This is a genomic window from Lujinxingia vulgaris (genome assembly GCF_007997005.1).
In the GTDB taxonomy this organism is placed as follows: domain Bacteria; phylum Myxococcota_A; class Bradymonadia; order Bradymonadales; family Bradymonadaceae; genus Lujinxingia.
The window spans coordinates 1-26,350 of record NZ_VOSL01000128.1 but is presented as its reverse complement, the minus strand read 5'-3'; the positions used below and the strand labels follow the sequence as shown (position 1 = coordinate 26,350).

Genomic DNA, 26,350 nt, shown 5'->3' with positions numbered 1-26,350 from the left:
CCGCGCAGCAGGCCGGGGGGCAGGGCGCTGTCGGCGAGGCGCCGGCGGCACAGGCTGCTGTGCCGCCGGTGGAAGAGGCCAGCGCTGAGGAGGCGGCCGCCGGTGGCGAGGAGGTCGCCGCGCAGCTCGTGCGTGTGCGCAGTGAGGGCGTGCGCGCGATGGTGTTTGCCGGTGATGAGCTGATGGGGCGTACCCCGATCAGTATCGAGGTCAGCGATACGCCGGTGGAGCTGCGGCTGGAGGCGACCGGCTATGAGACCTTGACCACGACGCTGGAGCCCGGTGGGCCGGTCGAGGTCGATGTGGCGCTTGTCGAAGAGGTGGCTGAGGCGCAGGACGAGGAGGCTGTCGCCGATCGCGATGAGGCGCCTTCGGCACGGGAATCCTCGGGTTCGGAGCGCTCCACGGGCAGTCGGAGCGGGGCGTCCGCGCGCAACTCCGGGGCACGCTCGGAGCGCGGTGGTGAGAGCACCCGGCGCACAGCGCCGGAGCCCGAAGACGAGCCGACCGCCGCGGCGGCCGATGACGGCTGGGTGGATCTGGGCGCGGTCGCTCCGCGCGAGGACGACTCCAGGAAGAAGACCGAGAAGAAGACTGCGCCTCCGGCCGACGATGGCTGGGTCGACATTGCCGCGCCCGCTCCCGAAGAGGAGAAGAAAGAAGAGGTTGAGATTCCACTCTTCTGAGTGTGGCTAACGTGTTGGTTCTAAAGATAAAAGCGCCGGCGTGATCGCCGGCGCTTTTGCGTGTTTTGGCCGAGCGTTCAGGGCTTTTGGTGGCAGAGTTCGCGGGGGAGCATTGCTCGAACGTGTCACGTTTAGAAGTCGAGAATGTAGGCGTCGAAGATGTTGGCGTAGTCGTCCGTCCACACCCTCAGCCGGGGCTCGGGCTTGTACTCATGCCAGGAGGGGTGGTCGATGAGCTCGCCGAAGGCCTCTTCATTCTTGGCCATCATCAACCAGTCGGAGCCATCGACATAGAGGTTGTAGACCGGGTCGTCGGCGTCGACCCAGTGATCGCGGCCGCGCACCACAAGCCCGAGCTCCCCGGCGATGCGCGTCAGCGGGGGCTGAAGGTCCAGGTGACGGTTGGAGATGTGGAAGGCCAGCACACCGTCGGGTGTCAGCTTTTTGAGATACATTTCGACGGCTTCCCGGGTCAGCAGGTGCACCGGGATGGCCGTGGAGCTGTACGCATCCAGCACGATCAGCTCGTAGCGCGCGTCGGGCATCTGCGCGAGCTGCAGGCGCCCGTCACCCAGAATCACCTCGCACTCCCCGGGGCAGTCCTCCAGGTACGTGAAGTAGCGCGGGTCGCGGGCGATGCGGGCGATGGCCTGGTCGATCTCAAAGAAGTCCGCCTCCTGGCCACGATGGGTGTAGGCGGCAATCGCGCCGGTGCCCAGGCCCACGACCGCAAAGGGGTGGCGCTCCGGGCGTTTGCTCAACACCTCAAAGAGCTGCCCCAGCGGCCCGGTCAGGTAATAGTACGAGAGGGGGACCAGACGAAATTCGTCGTCCTGGGCCTGCACCCCGTGGAGGGTCGTGCCATTGTAGAGCTTGTGATAGCCGCCGTCGGGCGTCGTCACGACCTGGTTGGCCGCAAAGAAGCTGCGCTCGGCGTGCAGCTCGTTACCCTCGGGCTGGCCCAGATACACCGTGGAGATGAGCAGCGGCACCGAGAGCAACACCGGGGTGAGGATACGAGCGCGGGTGAACGCGATCACCGTCGGGATACCCAGCGAGAGCGCCACCGCTCCCAGGGTTGCGATCTCGCGGGAGCGCTCCAGCCCCAGGTAGATCATCACGTCGCGACCGACCAGGTAGCCGGCCAGCGCCGCGCCCAGAAGCAGCGTGATCTGCACCGGTCGCCGGCTGTAGAGCGACCAGGGGAAGGCCAGCGCCGCGATCACCAGCAGCGCCGGATAGTCGAGCAGGCGGTCGAAGATCAACGGCGCGAGCAGCGCGTTAAAGACCCCGCCCAGCGCGCCGCCTACGGACATCCAGCAAAAGAACTCGGTGAGGTGACGGGTCGCCGGGCGGTCGGCAGCCATCAGGCCGTGAAAGACCAGCGAGATGATGAGCAGCCCCAGAAAATGGATGCCGGCGACCCACTCCAGCGGGCTGCCAAGCTGCACAAAGAGCATCGCTCCGAGCCCGAGCAACGTCAGCGGAAAGAGGGTGAAGACGGGCAATGAGCGGAACCACTCCACCCGGGCGAAGACCAGCACAAAGGAGAGCAGGTAAATCGCCAGCGGCGGAATCCACAACATCGGCACCGGCGCGATGTCGGTGGTCACAAAGCTCGTCACCGCCAGCATCATGCTGGAAGGGATAAAGGCCCAGAGCACCCATCGCGCCCGACGCCCCCAGCTCAAAGGAAGCACCGACGCCGGCGGGCTCGCTTCGCTCGCCGCCGCTTCAGGCTCCGCGCTGCGCCATAACGCCAGCGCGCACCCGGCGACCGCCGCGATCAACACCACGTAGCAGATCATCCACAGCGTGGTTTGCGCCTGCACCCCGATGCGCGGCTCGATCAAAAAGGGATAGGCCACCAGACCGAAAAAGCTCCCCACGTTGCTCGCCGCATACAGATGGTAGGGGTCGGCCGCGTCCGGGTGGTCGGTGGTCGAGAACCACTTCTGCAAGAGTGGGGCGCTCGTCGAGATCACAAAAAAGGGCCAGCCCACCCCCAGAAGCAGCGCGCCCAACAACCACAGCGCCGGGTTCTCCAGACTGGCCGGGTCGGTCGGTGGCTCAAAACCAATGGGTAAAAAGAGCACCCCCACGATCATCACCGCCAGGTGCATCAGCGACTGCCGGCGAGTGCCCAGCCACCGCGTCGAGGCGTGTGCGTAGAGGTAGCCGCCGAGCAGCAGCGCCTGAAAGAAGACCATGCAGGTGTTCCACACCGCCGGGGAGCCGCCGAGCACCGGCGTGACCATCTTGGCGACCATCGGCTGCACGAAGAAAAGGAGCGAAGAGCTCAACAGCAACGTCAGGGCGTAGAGGAGGTAGCGCATGGAGACTCACAAAAGAGGGGTGTGCAGCCGGGCAAGAAGCACATCAGGCGCGACCACGCTAACGCGGTCGCGCCCGGAGGGTGTGTGACGCCGCGGGGGTCGGGGCGAACACATCAGTCATGGTCGTGATCGTGCGCTTCGGATTCGATGATGAGGCTCAACGTGGACGTGCTGACCGGTCCGATCTCAATGACGTAGCGCTCTGCGTCCAATGCGACGCGGTGCGCCTGCGCGAGCTCCACGCAGCCATCGACCCCGGAGACGGTTGTCTCCAGCGCCACATCGGCGCTGTCGAGCACGCTGAGCTCCGCCTGCGTGCTGGTGAAGATCAGGTAATCGGCGTGCTCGGGGGCCTCAAAGCTCAGGTAACCGCTGTAGTCGCCCGAGCCGGCTTCGGTCTCGTTGAGCGTGACCTCGTAGAGGGTGTGGCTCTGACTGACGTCGGCGTCGAGCCCCGCGATCCCACTGCCGGCCACCACGGTGGTGGGGCTATCCTGGGCGTGGGTGCAGGCTTCCCCTTCGGCGCTCATCTCATCGTGCTCGTCATGATCGTGCTCCTCAGACTCGCCACAACCAGCGCCGAGCGTCACGGTCAACATCGCCAGAGACAGGAAGAGGTTCCACTTCATCGTGATGCTCCGCACCGGGGGATATGAACGCCATGCACACGCCAGGCTGCTCGTGGCGACAATCAAGCTCAGCCGCATTTGGCGCAGCGACCTTTCAGGAAGATCTCGCTGATCTCGGCGACGAGCGCCGGGCTTTTGTCCTGGCGGTTCATCGTGATCTCAACTTCGGCCAGACACGAGATCTCGCCACAATCCACACACATAAAGTGAGGATGCTCCCCCTCATCGTGATGATGATCGCCGCGGAACTCAAAGCGCCAGATATGATCGCCCAGGTCCAGGCGGTTGAGCAGGCCCACCTCGGTCAGGTCGGTGAGGTTGCGGTAGATGGTGGCCTGGTCAAAGCCCTGCGGCACCAGCTCCTCGGAGAGGTCAGCGTGGCTCAGCGGCGCGTTGGCACGGGCCAGCCGCGCCAGCACGGTGGTACGCGAGGTCGTGCAGCGCAGCCCCGCCTCGCGAATCATCGCCTGGAGCGCGTCGTCGGTGTAGTCGTCGGATGGGACCATCAGGTGCGTGCCTCAAGAGGGTAAGAGCAGGGCGGCGCAAGCCCCATTGACCTATCACGAGGGACCTTCAGGGCGCAATTGCAGGGCTCGTAAGGAGCCCGCGCCGCCGCTCTCTTAAAAGGGTTCACCAGGCGATGGTGTTCCCGTTCCACTCCTGGAAGCTGCCGGAGGTTGAGGCGTCGGCACCATCGATGACGTCGAGCAGGCTCGTGACGCTGGTCTCGGTGTCGATCAAGGCGTTGGGGCCGCCCATGCGCGTCTGCACCCAGCCGGGGTGCACCACAAAGGCGATGATGCCCTCATCGGCCAGATCCAGCGCCAGCGAGCGCGTCACCATGTTGAGCGCCGCCTTGGAGGCACGGTAGGCGTAGGAGCCGCCGCTGGAGTTCTCGGCGATCGAGCCCATCTTCGAGCTCAGGTTGACGATTTTGGCGCCGCCCTCGGCGCGTCGCAGCGATGGGAGCAACGCCTCGGTCAGCCGCAGGGTGCCGATGGTGTTGACCTGAAAGGATCGCTCAATAACTTCGAAGTCGATGTCTCCCAGCGCGCCGCAGCGCTCCAGAATGCCGGCGTTGTTGATCAAGACGTTGATGGCGCGCGCGCCGATCTCGTTCACAAACGCCTCAATGCTGGCGAGATCGGCGATGTCGAGGCTGAAGAGGGTGAGGCGCTCGGGGTTCTCCTTTTGCAGCGCCTGCAACTCCTCGGCGCTCTCGGGATCGCGCGCCGTCGCCACGACAGACTCGCCGCGCTTGAGCAGCTCGCGGGTAAACTCCAGCCCGATACCTCGATTTGCGCCGGTAACCAGATACGTCATGCATGCTCCTAAAATCGGTAGAAGGTTGCGTCGGCACGCGTGCTGCGCGCCGCAGTAAAGGTTCGCGCAGAAGCTGGACATCGATGCAGTGAAAGCAAGTCGCCACGCACGGTTTTTAGAGCATGTCGGGGATCGGCGGCTCGCTCGGTGGGGAGGTGGGCTCGGGGGTGAGCGCCGGCCAGTCAAAGCCAAAGCTGAAGATCACCGCGTTATCCTCCACTTGAAAGCGCTGGCGGGCCCAGAGGTCGGCCTGCAGCTCATCGTAGTAGCGCTGGTAGCGCGTGGCGTTGATGCGCCGCGCATCGACCAGGGCGTTGGCGATGTTGCCGCTGTAAAAGCCCAGCGCCACAAGCCCTGCGGCCACTGTCAGCGGGATGCTTTCCAACCCCTGGTAGGCGTACACGCTGGCCGCACCAAAGAGGCCGGTAAAGCCCAGGGCCAGCAGCGCGTCGACGGGGCGCCCGTTGTAGAGTTGGCCGGCGCCGGGCACGATCGCCGAGAGCGTGGCCGCCAGCCAGGGCTGTTTCAGGCTGAGATCATCAAAGGCGGCATGGCGCGCCACGAGCTCACGGGCCGCTCCGGCGAGCGCCGGGTCTTCAAAGCGCTCGGCGCGAGCCTCGGTGACCCCTGGCGAGCGCAGCAGCGACTCCACAAAGAGGGTCTGGTAGCGCAGCAGCTCTTCGAGCGCGGGGGCGTCTTCGGCCGCCCGCGCCTGCAACCCCACCAGGGTCTCGTAGCAGGTGGCGATCGCGCCCAGGTTCAAGCAGAGCTCCTGCAGGCCAAGCACATAACTCTGGAGGCGAGCCTCGGCGTTGGGGGCGCTGCGGCTGGCGTCAAAGAAGTGCTGCATCGCCAGCTCCGATATGGCGTTTCGCCGGTAGACCTCACCAATGAGCAGGCTGGCGAGGTGGTCGGAGGCCGGGGTGCCGGAGAGCAGGCGGTAGCGCTTGATGCTGGTGATCGCGCGGTAGTCGTCGCCCTGCTCAAAGAGGCGCAGGCCGATCTCGATCTCCGCGCTGGCCTGCCAGTCCAGGTAGGTCTCGAAGTCGGGAGCAAGGGCCTCGGGCGCGCCCTCGGGCGTCGGAGCCGACTGGCGAGACGTTGGCTCAGCATGCGGTGTCGCCGGATCTTCAGCGTTTGCCGGCGTCGGGCTCCACAGCAGCATCGCCGCCGCGATGACGCTCCAGAAGATCGTCGGCCAGGCCCGAGCGTTGCGCCTGTACAAAGAGGTACCAGCCATGATGAGGGGACTCCACGTAGGGGGATCGATCAAGGGTGGGGTCGTCGCCCCAGACGGTGTAGGCCTCAACCGGGTCGATGAGGCGGCCGTCGGCGTCGCGGGTGTAAAAGGCGTCGGGCCGTTGATCGCGCTGCAGACGCCCGAAGGTCCACACCACGCCCAGCGGGCTGTGTGCGATGGCCTCCAGCCCAAAGCGGGAGCAGCTCGGCGCGAAATTGCAGGTGGCGCCGTCAACCCGGCTGTAGGTCGCGCTGTAGGCGCGCCACCACAGGTAGGCGGTGGCCTGAGCGGGGCTCTCCGCCAGGTGCTCCTCGCTGTGGTCGGGGGCGTGGATGCCCTCCGCCTCGACCCGCGAGAGGTCACCGGCCAGCACGGCCGGATGGGGGCGCAGCCGCTGCGGCGAAAAGGGCGTCAGCCGCTCGGTGCGCGCCTGATGTCCCGTGGGCGCAAACGCCGGGGCGCTTACGCACGCCGCGCTCGTGACCCCCAGGGCAATCACGAGCGCGCTCGATATGAGGATGGGGGAGAGCAGGCGGGACATCGGCGTTGGGTCCAGGAGTTTCGAATTTCCTTTGAGCACACGGGCCGATGTTTACTATAAGGCCTCTGGTGATGCCAGCTTTGGTGAGATCCCTGGCGAGCGTGGGCTCGCCGGCGAGGGATGATGCGCCATGATTTGACGGTCGACAGGAGGCAGGATGCAGGGCAAGCGAGTGGTCATCGGGACGGATCTTTCGGAGAACGCGCAGCCGGCGGCGCGCTACGCGCTCAAGCTGGGCCGCCTGCTCGGGCTTGAGGTGCATGTGCTGCATGTGCTCGACGTCTCTCTTAAGAGCTGGAAGAGCGCGTTTGAAGAGGTCAGCGGCGCCCAGCTTCGCGACAAGCTCGACGCCCGCATCGGCGCGTGGTTCAAAGAGGCCACCGGCGAGTCGCCCGATGGGGTGATGCTGGAGGTGGGGTCCCCGATGCGCTCGACGTGTGAGATGTGTCAGAAGGGCGATGTGGCCGTGCTCGTCATCGGGATGTCGGGGCGCGGGGCCTGGAACAAGTTCATCTTTGGCTCCACCGCCATGGAGCTTGCGCACACGCCACCCTGCCCGCTGGTCATCGTGCACCCGGAGCGCGACCGGGTCGAAGCCGGCATGGAGGTGGCGCTGGGCACCGACTTCAGCGAGCGCTCCGATCGGGCGATGGAAGTCAGCGTGCCCCTGATCAAGAAGTTCAAGAGCCCGCTGCACCTGGTGCACGCACACGCCCTCTCGGCCACCACGGTGATTCTGGACACCGAGCTTCCCGAAGCGCTGCAGTCCACCGCGATCGTCGACTGGGCCGAAGAGGCGATGGACGCCTTCATCAAACGCCACGACGCGCTGCTTGAGGGCGTGGAGTGCGACGCGCACCTGCTCGCGCAGAGCCCGGTGGCGGGGCTTCGCGAGTTTGTGGAGTCGGCCAACATCGATCTGGTCGTCATCGGTCATTACCCGGCCGACGCCGGTCGCCTCGATCGCCTCGCGAGCGTGATGGTCAAGTGGGTGCAGAATATGAACTGCACCACGCTGATCGTGCCCGCGCCCGGAGCGGTTGCGGCCCACTAAGGCGCATAATGACACAACGTCTCGGTGGTGCCGGGTTGTTGCAAAACTAAAAAAAGCGCGGGCGCTTCACTCGAAGCGCCCGCGCTTTTTTGTTGGCGTTGCGACAGACTTAAATCGACACCCCACCGTCCACATCGATGCAGCGGCCGGTGAAGTAGTCGCACTCGATGATGAAGCGCACCGCCATAAAGATCTCTTCGGGCGTGCCCACCCGGCGAAGCGGCACGCGGCTGAGCATGGCCTGGAGCATCTCGTCGCGCATCCCCTCGAGGATCGGCGTCTCAATAAAGCCCGGCGCCACCGCACCCACGCGAATCCCATAACGCGCAAGCTCCTCGCCCCACAGCTTGGTGTCCGCGATGAGCCCGGCCTTGGCCGCCGAGTAGTTCGACTGGCCCTGGTTGCCGTGGCGTGAGACCGAGCTGATGTTGACGATGACCCCGCCTTTCTCGTCGTTTTCCACCATCCAGGCGGCGACCTCGCGGGTGAAGAGGAAGGGGCCGGTCAGATCGACATCGATCACCGCCTGCCAGTCCTTGAGGCTCATCGTTTTGACCTTGCCGCTCTCGCGATCTTTTTTGACGAGCAGGCGATCGCGGAAGATCCCGGCATTGTTGATCACGCCGTTCACCTTACCGAAGGCGTCGACGGTGGCGGCGACCGCGCCTTTGACGGCGTCTTCATCGCTGACGTCGGCCGCATAGGTCGCCAGTCGCCCGGGCAGATCGCTGGCCTCGGCGCTGAGCGCGGCCAGGGGCTCATCGGCGATGTCCACCGCCATCACGTCGGCGCCTGCTTTAACGAGCTCCAGCGCAAAGGTTCGGCCCATGCCCTGAGCGGCGCCGGTGACAATGATCTTCATCTGGTCGAGCTTCATACTCACCTCGAATGGGTTTGCCTTGCGCCGGCGTTACCACTAGAAAAAGTGCCGTTGAGGGCCCGATGGGGCCCGGCGTCGCGGCGCAAAAGCGCCGGCGCATGGAGCAGGTTGACTAGCCAGGGTGAAGTATCATGAGTCGTACGACCTTCAAAGAGCTCAAAGAGCGGGCCGATTCCATCTACCAGCGCTACGACGCGCATTTTGCGGGCAAGGCTCGCGCCACGCGCGATCTGGAGCTGCTCGACACGCTGCTCTCCGAGCTCGAAGGGGTGATCGAAGAGGGCACCTCCCAGATCAACGGCTCGCGTGACCCGGCGATCGTCTCGCTTCTGGAGATGGCCCGCGACAACCAGCAGGTCTACCGCGATGAGCGCCAGGCCATTGTTGAGGCCAAAGAGGCCGGCCCGATCTCCGAGGAGGCCGCCCGCGTGATCGCCGATGCCAACCTGGTCTTTGGCCAGTACCGCCGCCACTTCGCCGGCAAAGATCGCCGCACTCGCGACATGGGCCTGCTCATGGAGATCATCACCGATCTCGAAGAGGTGCGCGCGCGCATGAAGGCACTGGTGAAGTCGCATCGCGCCGAGATCGAGCCCAACCTGCAGATCGTCGAAGATAACCTGCGGATGTACCGCAATGAGGCCCATCAGGTGGAGGCCGCTCAGAGCCAGGGGACCCCGCAGGAGCAGGCCGACCTGCTGGCGACGCTGGCCAACAACCAGTTCACGCTCTACCGCGAGCATTTCGCCGGGAAGTCGCGCCACACTCGTCGCGAGGGCCTTCTCGAGCGGATGATCGAGCAGCTCAAGCGAGCGCGCGCCAGCATGCAGCGCCTAAAAAAACGCGGTCTGCGCTCCCAGGCCAACGATCGCAACGTGGGCATCATCACCGACAACGTAAAGGTCTACGCCCGGGAGCTCTCCGCGATCAAAGAGGCCAAGGCCGAGCTGACCACCGAGCAGATCGCCGGCAGCCTGGGCTCTGCCGCCAATGAGGTGATGGCGGAGTACCGCGAGCATTTTGCCGGTCAGAACCGCGCCACCCGCGATCTGGCGAAGCTCTCGTTGATGTGCGACCAGCTGGCTGAAATCGGCCGGCAGATGCACGCCATTGAGGTAAAATCGCCGCTGGAGATGAACGCCAAGAACCTCGACATCGTCAACGACACCCGCACCATGTATGAGCGGGAGTACCGCGAGGTGGAGAAGGCCAAGGTCGGCGCTTAAGTTCGCAGCAAGCCCCGGGGGGGATTCGGGGAACTTCGAGACAGGAGCAAAGCCGTGGCGTCGCAGCATCACGAAAGGTTGGGGGAGGTGGTGCGCGAGGCCGGCGCTTCGCTGGACGCCGCGCTGATCGCGAAGCTCACCCGGGCAGGCGACCAGGGGCGGCTCGACCTTGAGGCGCTCCTGCGCCGCGTCGACGGGCTGAGCTGGCCTGCCGAGCTGCTCATTGATGTGATGCGCCTGGTGGAGAACCTGCTCGACCAGGCGATCGATCTCGCCACGGCCGGCGAGGTCGATGTGGCGCTGAGCCTGGGCTCGGCCGGGCGTCACCCCTGGCGAGCGCTGGGGCGTCAGCCGGAGCTTGTGGGCTGGCTGGCCGCCGGGCGCTGGCGCGATGAGCCCATGCCCCCGCAGGCCATGGCCGAAGACTTAAGCGCCTACCTCGACGCCGTCGCCGCGCGCCTGGCCGATGAGGCCCCCCGCGAGGAGCGTTTTGCGGCGCTGCACCGCGCGCTGCGCTGGTTCAAACATCGCCAGCTGCTGCGGATCTTTTTACGCGAGATCGAGGGTGCCTCGGTGCGCCACACCACCTCGGAGGTCGCGGAGGTGGCCAGCGTCTGCCTGGACGCGGCGCTGCGCTCGGCGGCCTCCATCCTGGGCGCCCCCGAGCTCACCGACCACTTCTGCGTGCTGGGCATGGGCAAGCTCGGCGGTCGTGAGCTCAACTACAGCTCGGACATCGATCTGATCTTTGTGGCCAGCGATCAGGCCATGGCCACCGCCGAGTCGCGCGCCAACGTCGAAGCGCTGGCCCGCGAGGTGGTGCGCGCGATGGACACCATCACCGAGCAGGGCCAGGTGTTTCGCGTGGATCTTCGTCTTCGCCCCGACGGCTCCCAGGGCCCAATCGTGCAGGGCGCCTCGGCCACCATCGACTACTACTTAAGCTGGGGCAGAGGGTGGGAGCGCGGCGCGATGCTCAAGGCCCGGCCGGTGGCCGGCTCCATCGCCCTGGGCGACCATGTGCTCCAGGCGCTCGAGCCCTTTATCTTCAGGCGCTATCTGGACTTTACGGCCATCGATGAGCTGCGGCGCATGAAGGCGATGATCGACGATCAGGCCCGCGCCACCCGCGCGATCTCCCGGGCGCGCGCGCCCCAGACCGAGCACTCCGCCCACGCGCCCTCGTCATCCTCAGCGAAGCCTGAGGCCGCGAGTTCGCCGCTGCAGCAACGCCTGCTCGCAAAGCTCGGGCGGGCCGCGCCGAAGGCGACGACGACGCCCACTCCGCCGCGCCCGCAACCTCGCGCGGCGTCCGGCGATGAGGAGCAGGGGCCCCACGGCTGGGACGTGAAGATCGGCCGGGGAGGCATCCGCGAGATCGAGTTCTTTGTACAGGCTCTGCAGCTCGTGCACTGCGGCACGCGCCCGACGCTGCGGGTGCGCGCCACCCTGGAGACCCTCGACCGCTTGCTCTACGCCGGGCTTCTCGGCGCCGAGGAGCATCGCGCGCTCGCGGACGCCTACGATCTGTACCGGCGGCTGGAGCACCGCGTGCAGATGGCCGGCGATCGCCAGAGCCACAAACTCCCCGAAGACGCCACAGGCTTTGCGCTGCTGGCCTGGCGCATGGGGGAGTCCTCCGAATCGCTGGAGCGGCGAGTTGAGGCGTCGAGGGAGGCGGTGCACGCGATCTTTGAGCGACTTTTCGAGCAGTCGCCCCGCACCTCCGAGCAGGCCACCGTCGCCGACAGCTCCGCCGAAGAGCTGGCTGCGCTGCTGGCGATGGACCCCGATGAGCTTCTGCAAGACGCCGGCGTGCGCGCGCTGCGTGAGGCCGGGTTTGTGCGCCCGCGCCAGGCTGCAGGCCAACTTCAGGTGCTCTCCCAGAAACGCTACGGGCCTTTCTCGGTGAGGCGCGCCGTGGGCGATCCGGCGCAGGCTCGTTACCTGCTCAGCGCCATCTGCTCCGCGCCGGATCCGGAGCAGGCCCTGGGCCACCTGGTGCGATTTACCACCGAGGTGGGTGACACCCCGGGCACCTGGCGGATGCTTCGGGAGAACCCCCACGCGGCGCGACTTCTGATGCACCTCTTTGGCTCCAGCGCGCCCCTGGCGCGCATGCTCGCCACCGAGCCCGACGTCTTCGTGAAGATGATCGCGAGCGCCACCGCCGCCGTTGAGCGCGACCAGGCATCCATGCAGCGCGCGCTGGCCGCGCGGGTGGGAGAGGTCGAGGATCCGGCGCATAAGCTCGGGCGGGTGCGGCGTTTTCATCAGGAAGAGAGCCTGCGCATCGCGCTCCATGAAGTCGCCGGGGTGGTGCCCGTCGATGTGACCTGCACCCAGCTCAGCGAGCTCGCCGAGGTGGTGCTAACGCAGGTCGACGCGATCCTCGCCAGCGACGGCGCCGGGGTTGAGGCCGGGCCGCGCGCCCTCTGCGTGGTCGCCATGGGCAAGTTCGGTGGGCGGGAGCTGGGGTTTGGATCGGATCTCGACTTCATCTTCGTCTACGACGATGAGGGTCCCGGCGCGATCGAACATCAGGAGGCCACCCGCCGCGCGCGTCGTATGGTGCGCGCGCTGAGCGCGGCCACCGAGGCCGGTGGGTTCTATGAGGTCGATCTTCGCCTGCGCCCCTCCGGCTCGCAGGGCACGCTGGTGACCTCGTTTGAGGCCTGGCGCACCTACCACCTGGAGCGCGCGGCCCTCTGGGAGCGCCAGGCCCTGGTCAAAGCCCGGGCCATCGGCGGCACCCCCCGACTCCGGGAGCGCCTCGAAGAGGAGCGCCAGCGCCTGGCCTACGACCGACCGCTCCCCGACGATCTCGACCGCCAGATCGACCAGATGCGCCAGCGCATGATCGACGCCGCCGAGATCCCGCGCAGCGAGATCGACATCAAGCAGAGCCGCGGCGGGCTGATCGACGTGGAGTTTATCGCGCAATACCTGCAACTTCGGGCGCCGCAGGTCGCCCGCCAGGCCCGCTCCACCACCGCTGCGCTCCACGCGCTCCAACAGACCCCCGAACTCAGCGCCGGCCTCGACCTGGAGGGGCTGGCCCGCGACTACCTCTGGCTGCGCCGCCTGGAACTTCGACAGGCCATCGCCGGCGCCTCCACCCGCGTGCCCCGCGGCGGCTCCCCGCTCGCCGCATTGGCCCGGCAGATGGGCCACCAGGGCCGCGATAACGTCGCTCAGTTTCACGATGAGCTCGCCGCAACCCGCCAGCGCATCAGTCAGGCGTGGTCACAGATCTTTGCGCGTTGATTCCTTTTCCTCGGACTCGCAGGTGTGATAGCCCTGTCGCAAATTTCGACGCGCGTTGTTGTCTTCTGACAGCGTGGGAACATCTTTGCCCCGATTCGACGACATCGGGGCGCTGGACACAGGAGGAGACGTGGCGATTAAGGCTGATAAAATCTGGATGGACGGTGAACTCGTACCTTTCGAGGACGCCAACATCCACGTGCTCACGCACACCCTGCACTACGGACTGGGCGCGTTTGAAGGCATCCGCTGCTACCAGCGCGAAGACGGCGCCTCGGCGATCTTCCGCCTTGGCGAGCATATCCGCCGCCTGCTGGAGACCTGCCACATCTGCACCATCGACAGCCCCTTCTCCCGCGAAGAGCTGGAGCGGGCCTGCGTCGAGACGGTGCGCGCCAACGGCTTTAAAGACTGCTACCTGCGCCCGGTGGTCTTCTTGGGCCACGGTGAGATGGGCCTGAGCGCGATGAGCAACGACGTGCGCGTGGCCGTGATCGCCTGGCCCTGGGGCGCCTACCTGGGCGACGAGGGCCTGACTCAGGGGATTCGCGCCAAGATCGCCAGCTTCAGCCGCCACCACGTCAACTCCTCGATGGTCAAAGGCAAGATCAACGGGCAGTACGTCAACAGCATCCTGGCCAAACGCGAGGTCATGAAGGCCGGCTACCAGGAAGCGATCATGCTCGACACCAACGGCTACATCTCCGAGGCCAGTGGTGAGAACATCTTTGTGGTGCGCGACGGCGTGATCTACTCGACCCCGCTGGGAAGCTCGATCCTCGGCGGCATCACCCGCGACACCGTGCTCACGCTCGCCCGCGAGCGAGGCTACGAGATCATCGAGCAGCGCGTCACCCGCGACTTCCTCTACGTCGCCGATGAGATCTTTATGACGGGCACCGCCGCCGAGGTCACGCCGGTGCGCGAGCTCGATGACCGCCAGATCGGCACCGGCAAGCCCGGCCCGGTCACCAAGACCCTGCAGGACGCCTACTTCGATCAGGTCCGCGGCTCGGCCACCGACCACATGGAGTGGCTCACGATCGTCGAATGAACTCAGCGCAGGTTGGCCTGCGCAATCAGAGACGTTGAAGCGGCGCGGTAACTCAGGCTTTGAGTGTGGCGCCGCTTCTGCGTATGTACCACCCGAAGTTGGGATGACCGCCCCCCCGGCGAAGTCTTTGCCGCACCACTCATGTTCACTGGATTTATGGAGGAGAGAGATGACCGCATCGATCGACCGCATCGTTGAGCTCCTGGGCTCGGACGCCGACAACCTTCTGGGCTACCAGTCCAAGACGATCGCCAGAGAGCGCCTCAGCCTTCCCGGGCCGGATTTTGTGGAGCGCGTCTTTATGAACAGCGATCGCTCCCCGCGGGTGCTGCGCAGCCTGCAGGCCCTCTACGACGGTGGGCGCCTCAGCGGCACCGGCTACCTCTCGATCCTGCCGGTGGACCAGGGCATTGAGCACTCCGCCGGGGCCTCTTTTGCGCCCAACCCCGACTACTTCGATCCGGCCAACATCGTGGAGCTTGCGATCGAGGGCGGCTGCAACGCGGTGGCTTCGACGTTTGGCGTGTTGGGCATGGTGGCGCGGCGCTACGCGCACCGCATCCCCTTTGTGGTCAAGCTCAACCATAACGAGCTGCTCTCCTACCCCAACGGCTACGACCAGATCATGTTTGGCACCGTGGAGCAGGCCCATGAGATGGGCGCGGTCGCCGTGGGCGCTACCATCTACTTTGGCTCGCCGGAGTCCACCCGCCAGATCGTGGATGTCGCGCGGGCCTTCGCCCGCGCCCACGAGCTGGGTATGGCCACCATCCTGTGGTGCTACACCCGTAACAACGCCTTCAAAACCGGGGGCAACGACTACCACACCGCCGCCGACCTCACCGGCCAGGCCAACCACCTGGGCGTGACGCTGCACGCCGACATCATCAAGCAGAAGATGCCCGAGACCAACGGGGGCTTTAAAGCCGTCCAACACGAAGACGGCTCGAAGTTCGGGCGCACCCACCAGAAGGTCTACGACGAGCTCAGCAGCGAGCACCCCATCGATTTAACCCGTTACCAGGTGGCCAACTGCTACATGGGCCGCGCCGGCCTGATCAACTCCGGCGGGGCCTCGGGCGATAACGACCTGGCCGACGCGGTGCGTACCGCCGTCATCAACAAGCGCGCCGGCGGCACCGGACTTATCCTGGGTCGCAAAGCCTTCCAACGCCCGCGCAACGAGGGCATTGCGCTTTTGAACGCGGTCCAGGACGTCTACCTTTGCGACGACGTCACAATCGCGTAAGTTCGTCGGCACGCAACACGCTGAAACGTTTGATACGGCCGGCCCGCCGGCCGGCCGTATCGCTATGACACGAATCGATAGTTGAGGTGAGTATGAAGTCGCGTTGGAAGGCAAAAGTCGCAGCAGGGGTCATCGGTCTGAGTCTGGCCGGGTGCAGCACCAACCAGATCGCCGATCGCATCATGGGCAACGCCATGGCCACCACCGAGCAGCGCATCGGCGAGGAGATCGGCAACCGCGTGGCCGGCGCGTTGCTCAAAGATCTGACCCCGGCGCTGATGCGTCAGTACACGGTGGGCCTGATGCAGATGCTCTTCTACCAGGGCGGCTACAACATGGAGTTCGCCGAGTATCAGCCCGGCGAATACACCCGCTGGAGCACCGAAGGCTCCGACTACGGCCAGGAGATCGTCAAAGCCTTCTTGCGCGAGGAAGAAGACGGCAAGCAATGGTGGCGCATCGAGTCCCGCGCCACCGACACGTCCAACGACGAAGAGGTTGAGCTCATCATGGAGGCGCTCTTCGAGATCGGCGAAGACGGCCAGCGCTATGTGCGTCGGGTGCGCGCGAAGTACCCTGGCGAAGAAGAAGCCCGGGAAGTGCCGGTCCACGAAGATGATGCGGAGCGCTGGGTCATCTACTCCCAGGGCCAGCTCACCGAAGAGAGCATGGAAGGGCTGCGCAAGGGCGAGGAGACCCTGGAGACGCCGGCGGGCAGCTTTGCCACCGAGCGCTATGAGATGGACGGGACGCAGGGCGTCACGAGCTTCACCTGGTGGGTCACCGACCAGGGCGTGCCCGGCGGGCTTGTGGCCACCGAACATCGCAACAACGACGATGAGGTCTATCAGCGCATGACGCTGCAGGCCTATGGCGATGATGCGGTGGAGTCCAAGCTTGGTGTCTTCGAGTGAGACCCGAGCCTGAGATTTGAAAACACGCAGGAGGTCGTCGATGGCATCGACGGCCTCTTTCGCGTTTCAAATGGGTAACAATTGTGTGTGAGGACTTTGCCCGGCGACGCTCGTGTGTACTCTCTGCTCGCGATGCCCGTCCGCCGCGGCGGTTGAATGAAGCCAACTTTCGATGTGGGAGACTTCAATGACAGTGCTCTGCGCCACCGACTTTTCAACCAACTCCCAGGCCGCCATCCGGCTGGCCGCTGACCTGGCGCGCCGCACCGGCCGCAGCCTGCTCTTGACCCACGCCGTCGATCTGGCTGCCGATGATCAGGCCTGGCGCGTGCTGGTCGAAGCCCCCGACGAGATTGAGAAGTCTGCCGGCGAGCAGGCCGCTACCCGCCTGGAGACCTTCTTTGAGGAGAGCGTGGATGCGGCGCTTCGCCCCAAGTTGGTGCGTTTTGAGGTGGGTATGGGGTCGCCGGCGGAGGTCATCCTGGAGTTGGCCGAGAAAGAGGCCACCGCGCTGGTGGTCGTCGGGACGCGGGGCGCCAGCCGCCTGCGTGAGATCTTCTTAGGAAGCGTCGCCAACAGCCTCGTGCGCCAGAGCGAGGTCCCGGTGCTTCTGGCGCCGCCGGAGACGGCCAACGGCGCGTTTAAGACGATCGTGGTCGGTCTGGACCTTTCGCCGGTCAGCGGCGCGGTGTTGCGCCGCGCGGCCACGCTGGCTCGCGAGCAAGACGCCAGCGTGCACGTCGTTCACGCCCTGATCGTCCCGGAGGTCACCGGCCTTGCGATGTCGCTCAATGAGCCGGCCTCACGCCTTCCCGAACTTCGTTCGCAGCGTCACGCGCAGCTCAAAGAGTTGATTGTGGAGGAGGGCGCCGAAGACGTGGTCGATGAGGTTCAGATCATCGTTGACGCTCCGGATCGGGCGCTGGTCGATTATGCCGCCAACATCAAAGCCGATCTCATCGCGATGGGCACGCGGGGGCGTCGGGGTTGGGCGCGCTTCTTCCTGGGCAACAGCGCGGAGCGCACCATGCGCCGCGCGCGCTGCCCGGTCTTTGTGGTGCCGATTGGCAAAGACGACTGAGGGAAGGCCGGGGCGCGTCAGCGCCCCAGCCACTCCAGCCAGGCGGCGTCGCGCCCCAGCCAGTAGAGCGCCGTCAGCCCGATGACGACGACCAGCGACTGGCGCAGCGTCTGTGTGTCGCTCCCCCGGCGCCCCTGCATCGGCCCCAGGTAGAGCAGCAGCAGGAGCACGCCCAGAGTCAGCAGCAACCCCTGGCTGGCGAGCACCACGGTGCGGGGGCCAAAGCGCTCCGGGCCGAACGCGAAGAGCCCCTGCATGCCCAGCCAGCCCGCCGCGCTCAGGGCCAGTATGGCGACGAGATCGCGCGCCTTCGGCGCGCGGCCATCACTGAAAAGCGCGAGCACCCCGGCAACCACCGGACCGCCCATCAGCGCGCCGAACACCATCAGCCACGGGTGCAACGCCGCGGCCGGCTCCGCCGGCTCCACCTGCACGTCCTGACCGCGCCGCGCTCGCATCAGCCCCCGATCGATGCCCTGCATTGAAGGTGGCGCCTCGGCCCAGGCTTGCTCCATCTCGTTCTCATAGATCTGCGCCGATCCCTCCGCGCTTTGCTCTGCGTCCGGCTCGGCCCCCGCCTCACCCTTCTCGGCCGCCGCATCGGCGTCGCTGGCGGTACGTTCTTCTTCTGTGGGGCGCCGGCGGCGGCGTCGATCACGAGACATCCCTGCTTGCTCCTGGCAAAACTCCATTACGACCGCGCGCAGCCTAGCACAGCGCCCCCCGGACAGGCGATCGCCGGCTGCCCCCTTCTTGACGCCGCGCAGGCTGGGCACTATTGATCCTCCCGGGCACTCGCCCCCCAGCCATACACCGGGCTCGCCATCTTCTGGCGCGGGCCTGACGCACTGCCATTGAACCTCAAGACGTCGATGCCCAACTTCTCCCCGGGCGTCGGCACGGGTCGACTTTTACCTGGACGAATCATGGCACAGACCAAAGCAAAAGATGATGAGGCCAGCCAGCAGGCTGCCCCTCAGGTGGAGGCGCTCAATGTGGAGCTGGCCGCACAGGTCCGCGAGGAGCTCGGTGACGAGCGCCTGGTGGCGATGCTGCGCGACATGCTCCTCTTGCGCCGTTTCGAGGAGTACGCCGGCCGCGCCTACCAGCGCCGCAAGATCAAAGGCTTCTGCCACCTCTACATCGGCCAGGAGGCCGTAGGTGTGGGCTCGATGGCCGCGCTGACCGACGCCGACAAGATCGTCAGCCATTACCGCGAGCACGGCCACGCGCTGGCTCGCGGCATGGATCCCAACGCCGTGATGGCCGAGCTCTTCGGCAAGGCCACCGGCTGCACCGGCGGCAAGGGCGGCTCGATGCACCTCTTCGACGCCGAGAAGGGTTTTCTGGGCGGCTGGGGCATCGTCGGCGGTCAGATCGCGCTGGCCGGCGGGGTGGCTTTCTCCCAAAAATATCGCGGTGAAGAAGCTGCTTGCCTGTGCTTCCTGGGCGACGGCGCCGTACATCAGGGCATCGTCCATGAGACGCTGAACATGGCGTCGTTGTGGGACCTCCCGCTGATCACCATCGTCGAGAACAACCGCTACGCCATGGGCACCTCCATTGAGCGCGTGGCCGCGGTCACCGAGCTGGCCAAAAAGTCCGAGCCCTACAACATCGTCGGGGAGACCGTCGACGGGCAGGACATCTTCGCGGTCTACGACGCCATCAAGCGCGCCCGCAAACGCGCCGTCGAAGAGGGCCGCCCCACCTGGCTCGATGTGCTCACCTACCGCTACCGCGGTCACTCCATGACCGACCCGGCCCCCTACCGCACCAAGGAGGAGGTTGAGGAAGAGCAGGATCTTCGCGACCCCATCGCTCGCATGAGCAATTGGATGGTCAGCGAGGGCATCCTCTCCGAAGATAAGGTTGGCGAGCTCGACGACGAGGTCACCCAGATCAGCAAAGACGCCATGGCCTTCGCCGATGAGTCCGACTTCCCGGACCCCTCGGTGCTGACCGAAGACGTGTACGTTGAGTGGCCCTGGGACATTGAATAAGGACGACGTCATGCGTGAAATTGCATTCAGAGACGCCCTCAACGAAGCACTCGCCGAAGAGATGGAACGCGACGAGTCGGTCTTCTTGATGGGCGAAGAAGTCGCCAACTACAACGGCGCCTACAAAGTCAGTAAGGGCCTGCTCGATAAGTTCGGGCCCCGCCGGGTGGTCGACACCCCGATCGTCGAGCTGGGTTTTGCCGGCATCGGCGTGGGCGCGGCGATGGGCGGGTTGAAGCCGGTCATCGAGATGATGACCTTCAACTTCGCGATCCTGGCGCTCGACCAGATCGTCAACCACGCCGCCAAGCTGCGCTATATGTCCAACGGCCAGCTCAGCTGCCCGCTGGTGATGCGCGGCGCCGGTGGTGCCGGTGGCTCGCTGGCCAGCCAGCACTCTCAGTCGCTGGAGCAGCAGTACGCTCACATCCCCGGGCTTAAGGTGATGATGCCCGCGACGCCCTACGACGCCAAAGGCATGCTCAAGACGGCCATCCGCGATCCGGACCCGGTGATCTTCATCGAGTCCGAGGTGATGTACGGCATGAACGGAGAGGTGCCCGAAGAGGAGTACCTCATCCCGATGGGCAAGGGCGATATCAAGCGCGAGGGTGCCGACTGCACCATCGTGACCTGGAGCCGCGCGGTGCACTGGTCACTGCAGGCCGCTGAGATCGCCGCGGAGCAGGGCATTGATGTGGAGGTTATCGACCTTCGCACCGTGCGCCCCTTCGACAAGGCGATGATCGCCGAGTCGGTCAAGAAGACCAACCGCGTCATCGTGGTCGAGGAAGCATGGCCGATGGCGTCGGTGGGCGCCTCGGTGGCCGAGTGGATCGGCCGCGAGCTCTTCGACTGGCTCGACGCGCCGGTCGGTCGCGTGCACCAGCGCGACATCCCCATGCCTTACGCCTACAACCTGGAGCCGCTCTCCTTGCCCTCGGCCGAGAAGATCGCCGAGGCTGTCAAGAAGGCGTGCTACCGCTGAGGTTTTTGCCCTGCCGGTCTCAACGGGCCGGCAGGGCGAGGGCGACCTGACAACGATCAATGGTTAGCTAAAGCATATCGAGGCACCGATGGCAGAAGTGATGGAGATGTTGGCGCTCAGCCCGACGATGGAAGAGGGCACCCTGGCGGAGTGGACCAAAGCCGAGGGCGAGAGCGTCGCCGAGGGTGATATCCTGGCGGAGGTGGAGACCGATAAGGCGACCATGGAGATGGAGTCGTTTTATTCGGGCACCGTGCTCAAACTTCTGGCCGAGCCGGGGCAGACGGTGCGCGTGGGCGACCCTCTGGTGATTATTGGCGAGAAGGGCGAAGACATCTCCGGGCTGCTCTCGGAGCTCGGTGGTGGGGGGGAGCCCGCGGCTAAAGCGAAGCCGGCGGACACCGAGGCCGAGCAAGCGGAAGACGCCCCCGAAGCTAGCGAGAGCGCCCCGGCCAAGACGTCCGACGTGTCTGAAGCCGCCGGCAACGACGACGGCCGCCGCATCAAGGCAAGCCCCCTGGCTCGGAAGATGGCCGAGGACAAGGGCCTCGACCTCGCCAGCATCGAAGGCAGCGGCCCGGGCGGGCGCATCATCAAGCGCGATATTGAGTCGGCCAAGGCTGCCCCCGCCAAAGCCCCGCGCGCAGCTGCTGCCGCGCCCGCGGCGGAGCTTCACGCCGCCGCCGGCATCAGTGAGGTTCCCGGGGAGCAGAAGTCGCTGAGCCAGATGCGCAAGACCATCGCCAAACGCCTGGTCGAGGTCTGGCAGAGCACCCCGCATTTCTACCTGACGATGGGCATCGACATGGCCGCGGCCATGAAGGTGCGCAAAGACATCAACGCTCAGCTCGCCGCGGCCGAGGCCGGCTACAAGGTCTCGGTCAACGACCTGATCGTCAAAGCCGCCGCTGCCGCGCTGGCGAAGTTCCCGGTGATGAACACCGGCTTTGCCGGCGACTCGCTCTACGCCTTCGACGAGGTCAACATCGGGGTGGCCGTCGCTATCGAAGACGGACTGATCACGCCCACCGTGCGCAACGCCGATCAGAAGGCGCTCGGGGCCATCGCCCGCGAGGTGCGCGAGCTGGCCGGTCGCGCCCGCGACAAGAAGCTCAAGCCCGAAGAGTACAGCGCCCACACCTTCTCCATCAGCAACCTCGGGATGTACGACATCGACGAGTTTATGGCGGTCATCAACCCGCCCGACGCGGCGATTCTGGCCTGCGGCGCGGTCAAGCAGGTCCCGGTCGTCGTTGACGGGGAGCTCGCCGTGGGCACGCGCATGAAGCTCACCCTGGCCTGTGACCACCGCGTGGTCGACGGGGCCACCGGGGCGGAGTTCCTCAATGAGCTTCGCCGCAACCTGGAGAACCCGATGTTGCTCCTGGTCTGATCATCGGAATGAATCACGCGCGAGGGCGGCTTTTTAAGCCGCCCTCGTTGCGTTCTAACCCGCCTTTTTTGCGTCTCGCCAACCGCCTCGGAGTTGTACCTATGGCCCTCCCCACGATCTTTGAAAACAACCGCCTGCCGGTGGTCGCCGCGCCTATGTTTCTGGTCTCCGGCGATGAGCTCACCATCGCCACCTGCAAAGCCGGCATCACCGGTACCTTCCCTGCGCTCAACCAGCGCACCACCGAGGGCTTTGAGCAGTGGGTGGTGAAGATCACCGAGGAGCTCAACGCCTTTCGCGAGGCCCACCCCGACGCGCCCTGCGGGCATTTTGGCGTCAACCTCATCGTGCACCGCTCCAACCCGCGCCTGCAGGCCGACCTGGAGGTCGTGGTCAAGCATAAGGTACCGCTTGTCATCACTTCGCTCGGCGCGGTCAGCGAAGTCGTCGAGGCCGTGCACAGCTACGGCGGGGTGGTCTTCCATGACATCACCAACCGCCGCCACGCCGAGAAGGCCGCCGAGGCCGGCGTCGATGGTGTGATCCTGGTGGCCGGCGGCGCAGGTGGTCACGCCGGCACGCTCAACCCCTTTGCGTTGATGGCCGAGATCCGCAGCTTCTTCAAAGGCACGATCCTGCTGGCCGGCGCGATCTCCAGTGGCAGCGACGTGGTCGCCGCCCGCGCCATGGGTGCCGACCTGGCGTATATGGGCACCCGCTTCATCGCCACACAGGAGAGCAACGCCCAGCCCGAATACAAGCAGATGATCTGTGAGGCCCGCGCCGAAGACATCGTGCACACCCCGGCGGTCAGCGGGGTTCCGGCCAGCTTTATGCAACAAAGCCTGGCTGCCAACGGTTACGATCTGGCGAAGTTGAAAGATCCGACCGCCGTTGATTTCGGCAAAAAGCTCACTGTGAACGACGAGGCCAAAGCCTGGAAGACGGTCTGGTCAGCCGGTCACGGCGTCAGCGCGATCGGTGATGTGCCCACGGTCGCCGAGCTCGTTGAGCGCCTGGAAGACGAGTACCGCCAGACGCTGAAGCGCCTGAGCACCGAGCTGGGATAAGACACGACCATCCTCGACAGAGCGCAAAAGGCCGGGCGTCTGTGCCCGGCCTTTTTTGCTTAAAAATGGTGTTTGAAGTCAGTAGGTTACGACACTGGCTTCCAGGCCGTTGCGGGTCCAGCGGATCCAGGCCCCGACGCGCGAGTCGTCGTAGTACTCGCCCTCACTGGCGGGCTCCCCGTTGGTATGCCACTGGGTCCACAGGCCGACGCGCGCGCCGTTGAGGTACTCGCCCTCCTCGGCAATCTGCCCGTTGGGGTGCACCCGCATGTACGGGCCGTGGCGCGTGCCCCGCGAGGTGGCGCAGTACTGCTCATCGCGGGTGGCGACGCGGTGGGTGCGCGCCGGGCAGCTGAGCTCGGTGTTGGCGAAGCGGTCGACCTCCACGATCACAACTTCGGTGTGATGGTGGTGATGTTCGACCACCGGGCGCGGATAGTGATGGTAGCGGCGGTGGACGCGCGAGCGGCGCGGCCCGCGGTACGTCTCATAACGGGTGCGGTAGTGGCGGTTGCGGTGCCGGGCGTGATGGGGCGGCCGGTAATCATGGCCATGCCCGTGGCCCCACCCGCGGTAGTCGCGATGCCGCTCACCATCATAGCGACGATCATGCCCGCGGCGATCGTTGCGGCCCCGCCGGTCGTTGCGCCCGCGGCGCGCGTCGGGGTTGGGACGTACGTTGCGCACCCGACGCTCGGAGCGCGTTGTGGTGGTGCGCGTGGTCCGTCGCTCCGGCGCCGGGGCGCTTCGGGCGTTGGTCTGCGCGCTCGCCTCGGGCAGCGAGACGCCGCCTCCGGCAAAGGACCAGGCGGCGATCAGGGTGATGGCGAAGGTGGAGAGTCGCAACGGGGAGTGCTTCATGGCACGGCTCGCGGTCGAGAGGTTCGTGTTAGCCAGCTCATCGGCTGTCCGGTTGGACGCCGACCCCGTGCAACGTATTCACAAGAAAGCACAGGTTTAGCGAGGTGGGCGATGTGCCAACGCTCGCCAGAGGGGCGCCTGGCGCCCCATCACCAGCAGGTTGCCGGGGGGCACTGACCCTCGATGGGGTAGCCCTTATCCTTGCGTGCCAGGTCGAGCGTGGCTTCGCACTGGGCACGCGCGCGCTCCTTCGCGGCGATGTCATCAGGGTGCGCTCCCCAGCCACAGATCAGGTCTTCTGGCGAGTTGCTGCACTCCGGTGTGAGATCGCCCGGCGCGCAGAGCTTCACGCAGGAGAAGCAGGCCGGGGTGCGCGGGTCGGCGCGCTGGATGCGACCGCGAGCTTCGGCGGGTTGGGCGTCCGGCGGCAGCGCTGCGCGTAAGAAGGGATCGCCCTCAGCAGGAGGAGGGCGCCCGATCAGCGTCTCTCCGGCGCCCGGCTGCCGCTGTGCTCCGCGCTCCTGGCCCGACGAGGCGCAGGCTGCAAACCCGGATATCATCGCCAGAAGAATCACCCCGATGGCGGCGTTTTGTAAGCGGTTCTGGTACGGCGTCATGTTGTCAGCTCGGCGAGTCTGCGTCGCGAAACGCCCAGAAGTGACTGGCTAAGAAGTTCAGCGCCATCCCGCAGCCGATGCCCGTGAGCACGCCCAGGGTCGGTGCGAGCTTGTAACCGGCGAGCTGCCAGCCCAGCATCACCCACAAAGGCAGGCTCGCCCAGGCGGTGATCATCTGCACCGCGCCCGCGCCGGAGGCCGCCACATAGTAACGTGTGAGGCGTCGGTACCAGTCGCGGCGGTCGCCCTTGAGGCGATCGCCCCAGGTGAAGCGGTCATTGAGCAAAAAGTTCGTGAAGATGCTCACGATCACCCCGGCAAGGTTCGCCAGGACAAAACGCAGATCCTCGCTCAGGGTGGCGGGCACAATCAGGTGAAAAAAGACCTTGAACACCGCCAGGTTCACGCCGACGCCGCTCAACCCCACCACGCCAAAGATGACCAGGCGCGTGACCCGCGCGCGCCAGCGCTCGGGGGCCGGCCGGGCCAGCTCGAGTTCGGTGGAGATGTCGAGGGGTTCAATCGTCATAGAGGGTGCATCCTGAGAGAAGCAATCGCGTCGCGGGACACCCTAGCGGGCCTGCGCGCGCGCTTCAATCGGCAATGAAAACCGTCTGATAGGGCTCTAAAAAGCGAAAGCCGACGCGCCGATAGACGCGGCAGGCCGCCTCATTGGTCTCATTGACATAGAGCGTGATGCGGGGAAGTCCCTGGGCGAAGAGCAGGGCGCAGAGGTCGCGCATCGCCCGCGTCGCAATGCCCTGGTTGCGATGCAGGGGGTCGGTGTACACCCCCGAGATCTGCGCCCCCAGTGAGCCGCGCGTGGAGATGTCGGCCTTAAAGAGAAGACGCCGATCGTCAAACCAGCTGTAGGTGCGACCATTCTCGATGCGGTAGCGCACATGGCGCCGAAAGCCCTCGGGGTCGCGCTCCAGGGGATCTTCGAGGGTCTCTTCGCGGTGCATGCGAGCGCTGGCCAGAAAGATCGCCTCGAGATCGTCCTGGCGAGCCCGCCGCAGCCCCGAGGGTTCACCCTGACCGAGCAACCGGGAGGGCGTGAGCACGTAGAGCTGCTGCCGCTGAATTAATCGCGCCCGCACGCTGTGCTCCGCGGTGTAACGACTCCAGAAAGCCTCGGCGCAGGCCCGACGCGAGACGATGTGCTGAAAGATCGTGCCCCGGCGAAGAAAGAAGGCCCCGAATTCGCCGCAGAGGCTCGGATCATGCGCCTCTACCATCACCAGGCGCCCGGCCAGATCGAGGGCGGCCGCCTGCAGCTCGCGCGCCTCATCGAAGATCCCCCAGAAGGTGAACTGACCTCGGGAGTGGGCCTCCACCCCGTGGGCCTCCAGCCAGCAGAGCTGAAAGAGGTTAGCCTCCAGACGGCTCTCAAATAAACGCGTCAGCGCCCGCCGATGCCGGTTTTGCAGCTCGACGGGCGCTGAGAGCGGTGCTTCGTTGGCGGGGTGTGTCGCCATCAACTCGCCAGGTTAAAAGCCACCACCGAAGGGGTCGAAGTCCAGATCGATGTCGAGCTTTTTCTTCTTCTCGGTCTTCTTGGTGGTGGAGCGGGCCGGGCGCGAGCGACTCGAGGAAGAGCTCGACGCGGAGCTGCGCCGTGAGGAGCTGCGGCGCGCCGCAGGCTGAGGCTCGGGCTCCGGCTCGGCTTCCGGGATAGGGTTAAAGCCGAGTTCCACCACGCTGACCTGGGTCTCCGAGGGGCTATAAACAGCTTTGGGGTAGGTGGTGTTGTCGACCTGGTAGCCGGCCGGCATCAGCAAAAACGCCACCACACCGGCGCCGATCACCGCGACGACCAGCGCCGCGAGCACCATGATCTGGGTGCTGTTGGATTTGGCCGGGGCGCTCTCTTCGGGCTGGGCGGCCTGCGCCGCGGCGACCTGCGCCGGCTGCGCGGCCTGGGCGACCGGCGGCTGC

General features: G+C 65.9%; 25 protein-coding genes. 12 read left to right on the top strand and 13 right to left on the bottom strand.

Translation table 11 applies throughout. From position 1 onward, the window contains the following. A partial coding sequence (locus tag FRC96_RS17515) for a PEGA domain-containing protein (protein WP_146976363.1) occupies positions 1–686 on the top strand: 686 nt, incomplete at its 5' end. Positions 687–817: 131 nt separating this feature from the next. On the opposite strand, the gene FRC96_RS17510 is transcribed toward FRC96_RS17515, so the two are convergent. From FRC96_RS17510 to FRC96_RS17485, 6 genes are all read right to left on the bottom strand, one after another. Continuing rightward, on the bottom strand, positions 818–3,022 hold the full coding sequence (locus tag FRC96_RS17510) for a fused MFS/spermidine synthase (RefSeq protein ID WP_146976361.1): 2,205 nt from the start codon (positions 3,020–3,022) through the stop codon (positions 818–820). A 113-nt stretch (positions 3,023–3,135) separates the two neighbouring features. Further along, positions 3,136–3,651: a hypothetical protein gene (locus tag FRC96_RS17505; RefSeq protein ID WP_146976360.1), complete on the bottom strand. Its 516-nt coding sequence runs from the start codon at positions 3,649–3,651 to the stop codon at positions 3,136–3,138. 68 nt (positions 3,652–3,719) lie between these two features. Beyond that, positions 3,720–4,157: a Fur family transcriptional regulator gene (locus tag FRC96_RS17500; protein WP_146976358.1), complete on the bottom strand. Its 438-nt coding sequence runs from the start codon at positions 4,155–4,157 to the stop codon at positions 3,720–3,722. Between the two features lie 124 nt (positions 4,158–4,281). Continuing rightward, positions 4,282–4,974: an SDR family oxidoreductase gene (locus FRC96_RS17495; RefSeq protein ID WP_146976356.1), complete on the bottom strand. Its 693-nt coding sequence runs from the start codon at positions 4,972–4,974 to the stop codon at positions 4,282–4,284. A gap of 115 nt (positions 4,975–5,089) precedes the next feature. Then, complete coding sequence (locus FRC96_RS17490; protein ID WP_146976354.1) at positions 5,090–6,214, bottom strand: hypothetical protein; 1,125 nt, start codon at positions 6,212–6,214, stop codon at positions 5,090–5,092. Next, on the bottom strand, positions 6,105–6,755 hold the full coding sequence (locus tag FRC96_RS17485; protein ID WP_146976352.1) for a membrane protein insertion efficiency factor YidD: 651 nt from the start codon (positions 6,753–6,755) through the stop codon (positions 6,105–6,107). Before FRC96_RS17485 ends, FRC96_RS17490 begins: the two co-directional genes overlap by 110 nt. Positions 6,756–6,912: 157 nt before the next feature. Here FRC96_RS17485 and FRC96_RS17480 point away from each other — a divergent pair, with 157 nt between their 5' ends. Continuing rightward, entirely contained in the window at positions 6,913–7,809 is an 897-nt protein-coding gene (locus tag FRC96_RS17480) for a universal stress protein (protein ID WP_146976350.1), read from the top strand. A 109-nt stretch (positions 7,810–7,918) separates the two neighbouring features. Here FRC96_RS17480 and FRC96_RS17475 read toward each other — a convergent pair whose 3' ends face one another. Next, positions 7,919–8,686 carry an SDR family oxidoreductase gene (locus tag FRC96_RS17475; RefSeq protein ID WP_146976349.1) on the bottom strand — a complete coding sequence of 256 codons (768 nt, stop codon included), beginning with the start codon at positions 8,684–8,686 and terminating at the stop codon, positions 7,919–7,921. A 134-nt stretch (positions 8,687–8,820) separates the two neighbouring features. Here FRC96_RS17475 and FRC96_RS17470 point away from each other — a divergent pair, with 134 nt between their 5' ends. The 6 genes from FRC96_RS17470 to FRC96_RS17445 all read left to right on the top strand — a co-directional run bounded on the left by FRC96_RS17470 (position 8,821) and on the right by FRC96_RS17445 (position 17,480). After that, the gene (locus FRC96_RS17470) at positions 8,821–9,915 is read left to right on the top strand and encodes a hypothetical protein (protein ID WP_146976347.1); all 1,095 of its coding nucleotides are present in this window, start codon (positions 8,821–8,823) and stop codon (positions 9,913–9,915) included. A 54-nt stretch (positions 9,916–9,969) separates the two neighbouring features. Then, positions 9,970–13,182 carry a hypothetical protein gene (locus tag FRC96_RS17465; protein WP_146976345.1) on the top strand — a complete coding sequence of 1,071 codons (3,213 nt, stop codon included), beginning with the start codon at positions 9,970–9,972 and terminating at the stop codon, positions 13,180–13,182. Positions 13,183–13,312: 130 nt separating this feature from the next. Further along, entirely contained in the window at positions 13,313–14,236 is a 924-nt protein-coding gene (locus tag FRC96_RS17460) for a branched-chain amino acid transaminase (RefSeq protein ID WP_146976343.1), read from the top strand. 169 nt (positions 14,237–14,405) lie between these two features. Beyond that, on the top strand, positions 14,406–15,485 hold the full coding sequence (locus tag FRC96_RS17455; RefSeq protein ID WP_146976341.1) for a class I fructose-bisphosphate aldolase: 1,080 nt from the start codon (positions 14,406–14,408) through the stop codon (positions 15,483–15,485). A gap of 92 nt (positions 15,486–15,577) precedes the next feature. Beyond that, positions 15,578–16,399, top strand: a complete 822-nt coding sequence (locus tag FRC96_RS17450) for a hypothetical protein (RefSeq protein WP_146976340.1) — start codon at positions 15,578–15,580, stop codon at positions 16,397–16,399. A gap of 187 nt (positions 16,400–16,586) precedes the next feature. Further along, positions 16,587–17,480 (top strand): universal stress protein, encoded by an 894-nt coding sequence (locus FRC96_RS17445; protein WP_230470394.1) that lies wholly within the window; start codon positions 16,587–16,589, stop codon positions 17,478–17,480. Between the two features lie 17 nt (positions 17,481–17,497). On the opposite strand, the gene FRC96_RS17440 is transcribed toward FRC96_RS17445, so the two are convergent. Beyond that, positions 17,498–18,145: a hypothetical protein gene (locus FRC96_RS17440; RefSeq protein ID WP_146976337.1), complete on the bottom strand. Its 648-nt coding sequence runs from the start codon at positions 18,143–18,145 to the stop codon at positions 17,498–17,500. Positions 18,146–18,406: 261 nt separating this feature from the next. Here FRC96_RS17440 and pdhA point away from each other — a divergent pair, with 261 nt between their 5' ends. The 4 genes from pdhA (at position 18,407) to FRC96_RS17420 (ending at position 22,934) form a co-directional block, all read left to right on the top strand. Continuing rightward, entirely contained in the window at positions 18,407–19,483 is a 1,077-nt protein-coding gene (gene pdhA, locus FRC96_RS17435) for a pyruvate dehydrogenase (acetyl-transferring) E1 component subunit alpha (RefSeq protein WP_230470393.1), read from the top strand. A 10-nt stretch (positions 19,484–19,493) separates the two neighbouring features. Then, positions 19,494–20,471: a pyruvate dehydrogenase complex E1 component subunit beta gene (locus FRC96_RS17430; protein WP_146976335.1), complete on the top strand. Its 978-nt coding sequence runs from the start codon at positions 19,494–19,496 to the stop codon at positions 20,469–20,471. 88 nt (positions 20,472–20,559) lie between these two features. After that, a complete protein-coding gene (locus FRC96_RS17425) occupies positions 20,560–21,864 on the top strand; it encodes a pyruvate dehydrogenase complex dihydrolipoamide acetyltransferase (RefSeq protein ID WP_146976333.1) in 1,305 nt (434 codons plus the stop codon). A gap of 101 nt (positions 21,865–21,965) precedes the next feature. Continuing rightward, positions 21,966–22,934, top strand: coding sequence for an NAD(P)H-dependent flavin oxidoreductase (locus tag FRC96_RS17420; RefSeq protein WP_146976332.1), 969 nt, complete (start codon positions 21,966–21,968; stop codon positions 22,932–22,934). Between the two features lie 78 nt (positions 22,935–23,012). Here the strand turns inward: FRC96_RS17420 and FRC96_RS17415 are convergent, their stop codons facing one another. From FRC96_RS17415 to FRC96_RS22420, 5 genes are all read right to left on the bottom strand, one after another. After that, complete coding sequence (locus tag FRC96_RS17415; protein WP_146976330.1) at positions 23,013–23,795, bottom strand: toxin-antitoxin system YwqK family antitoxin; 783 nt, start codon at positions 23,793–23,795, stop codon at positions 23,013–23,015. Positions 23,796–23,944: 149 nt separating this feature from the next. Next, on the bottom strand, positions 23,945–24,412 hold the full coding sequence (locus FRC96_RS17410; RefSeq protein ID WP_146976328.1) for a hypothetical protein: 468 nt from the start codon (positions 24,410–24,412) through the stop codon (positions 23,945–23,947). A gap of 4 nt (positions 24,413–24,416) precedes the next feature. After that, on the bottom strand, positions 24,417–24,941 hold the full coding sequence (locus FRC96_RS17405) for a GtrA family protein (protein ID WP_146976327.1): 525 nt from the start codon (positions 24,939–24,941) through the stop codon (positions 24,417–24,419). Between the two features lie 64 nt (positions 24,942–25,005). After that, positions 25,006–25,890 carry a GNAT family N-acetyltransferase gene (locus FRC96_RS17400; RefSeq protein WP_146976325.1) on the bottom strand — a complete coding sequence of 295 codons (885 nt, stop codon included), beginning with the start codon at positions 25,888–25,890 and terminating at the stop codon, positions 25,006–25,008. A 12-nt stretch (positions 25,891–25,902) separates the two neighbouring features. Then, positions 25,903–26,350 (bottom strand): hypothetical protein (locus FRC96_RS22420; protein ID WP_230470392.1); only part of this gene is annotated, 448 nt, incomplete at its 5' end.

What these genes read in the sequence shown, in the direction of transcription:
- FRC96_RS17405 (WP_146976327.1), bottom strand. Translation starts at nt 24,941, where the DNA reads ATGACGATTGAACCCCTCGACATCTCCACCGAACTCGAGCTGGCCCGG.
- FRC96_RS17420 (WP_146976332.1), top strand. Translation starts at nt 21,966, where the DNA reads ATGGCCCTCCCCACGATCTTTGAAAACAACCGCCTGCCGGTGGTCGCC.
- FRC96_RS17455 (WP_146976341.1), top strand. Translation starts at nt 14,406, where the DNA reads ATGACCGCATCGATCGACCGCATCGTTGAGCTCCTGGGCTCGGACGCC.
- FRC96_RS17430 (WP_146976335.1), top strand. Translation starts at nt 19,494, where the DNA reads ATGCGTGAAATTGCATTCAGAGACGCCCTCAACGAAGCACTCGCCGAA.
- FRC96_RS17490 (WP_146976354.1), bottom strand. Translation starts at nt 6,214, where the DNA reads ATGGCTGGTACCTCTTTGTACAGGCGCAACGCTCGGGCCTGGCCGACG.
- FRC96_RS17450 (WP_146976340.1), top strand. Translation starts at nt 15,578, where the DNA reads ATGAAGTCGCGTTGGAAGGCAAAAGTCGCAGCAGGGGTCATCGGTCTG.
- FRC96_RS17475 (WP_146976349.1), bottom strand. Translation starts at nt 8,686, where the DNA reads ATGAAGCTCGACCAGATGAAGATCATTGTCACCGGCGCCGCTCAGGGC.
- FRC96_RS17415 (WP_146976330.1), bottom strand. Translation starts at nt 23,795, where the DNA reads ATGAAGCACTCCCCGTTGCGACTCTCCACCTTCGCCATCACCCTGATC.
- FRC96_RS17505 (WP_146976360.1), bottom strand. Translation starts at nt 3,651, where the DNA reads ATGAAGTGGAACCTCTTCCTGTCTCTGGCGATGTTGACCGTGACGCTC.
- FRC96_RS17480 (WP_146976350.1), top strand. Translation starts at nt 6,913, where the DNA reads ATGCAGGGCAAGCGAGTGGTCATCGGGACGGATCTTTCGGAGAACGCG.
- FRC96_RS17470 (WP_146976347.1), top strand. Translation starts at nt 8,821, where the DNA reads ATGAGTCGTACGACCTTCAAAGAGCTCAAAGAGCGGGCCGATTCCATC.
- FRC96_RS17445 (WP_230470394.1), top strand. Translation starts at nt 16,587, where the DNA reads ATGACAGTGCTCTGCGCCACCGACTTTTCAACCAACTCCCAGGCCGCC.
- FRC96_RS17485 (WP_146976352.1), bottom strand. Translation starts at nt 6,755, where the DNA reads ATGTCCCGCCTGCTCTCCCCCATCCTCATATCGAGCGCGCTCGTGATT.
- FRC96_RS17410 (WP_146976328.1), bottom strand. Translation starts at nt 24,412, where the DNA reads ATGACGCCGTACCAGAACCGCTTACAAAACGCCGCCATCGGGGTGATT.
- pdhA (WP_230470393.1), top strand. Translation starts at nt 18,407, where the DNA reads ATGGCACAGACCAAAGCAAAAGATGATGAGGCCAGCCAGCAGGCTGCC.
- FRC96_RS17425 (WP_146976333.1), top strand. Translation starts at nt 20,560, where the DNA reads ATGGCAGAAGTGATGGAGATGTTGGCGCTCAGCCCGACGATGGAAGAG.
- FRC96_RS17440 (WP_146976337.1), bottom strand. Translation starts at nt 18,145, where the DNA reads ATGTCTCGTGATCGACGCCGCCGCCGGCGCCCCACAGAAGAAGAACGT.
- FRC96_RS17400 (WP_146976325.1), bottom strand. Translation starts at nt 25,890, where the DNA reads ATGGCGACACACCCCGCCAACGAAGCACCGCTCTCAGCGCCCGTCGAG.
- FRC96_RS17495 (WP_146976356.1), bottom strand. Translation starts at nt 4,974, where the DNA reads ATGACGTATCTGGTTACCGGCGCAAATCGAGGTATCGGGCTGGAGTTT.
- FRC96_RS17510 (WP_146976361.1), bottom strand. Translation starts at nt 3,022, where the DNA reads ATGCGCTACCTCCTCTACGCCCTGACGTTGCTGTTGAGCTCTTCGCTC.
- FRC96_RS17500 (WP_146976358.1), bottom strand. Translation starts at nt 4,157, where the DNA reads ATGGTCCCATCCGACGACTACACCGACGACGCGCTCCAGGCGATGATT.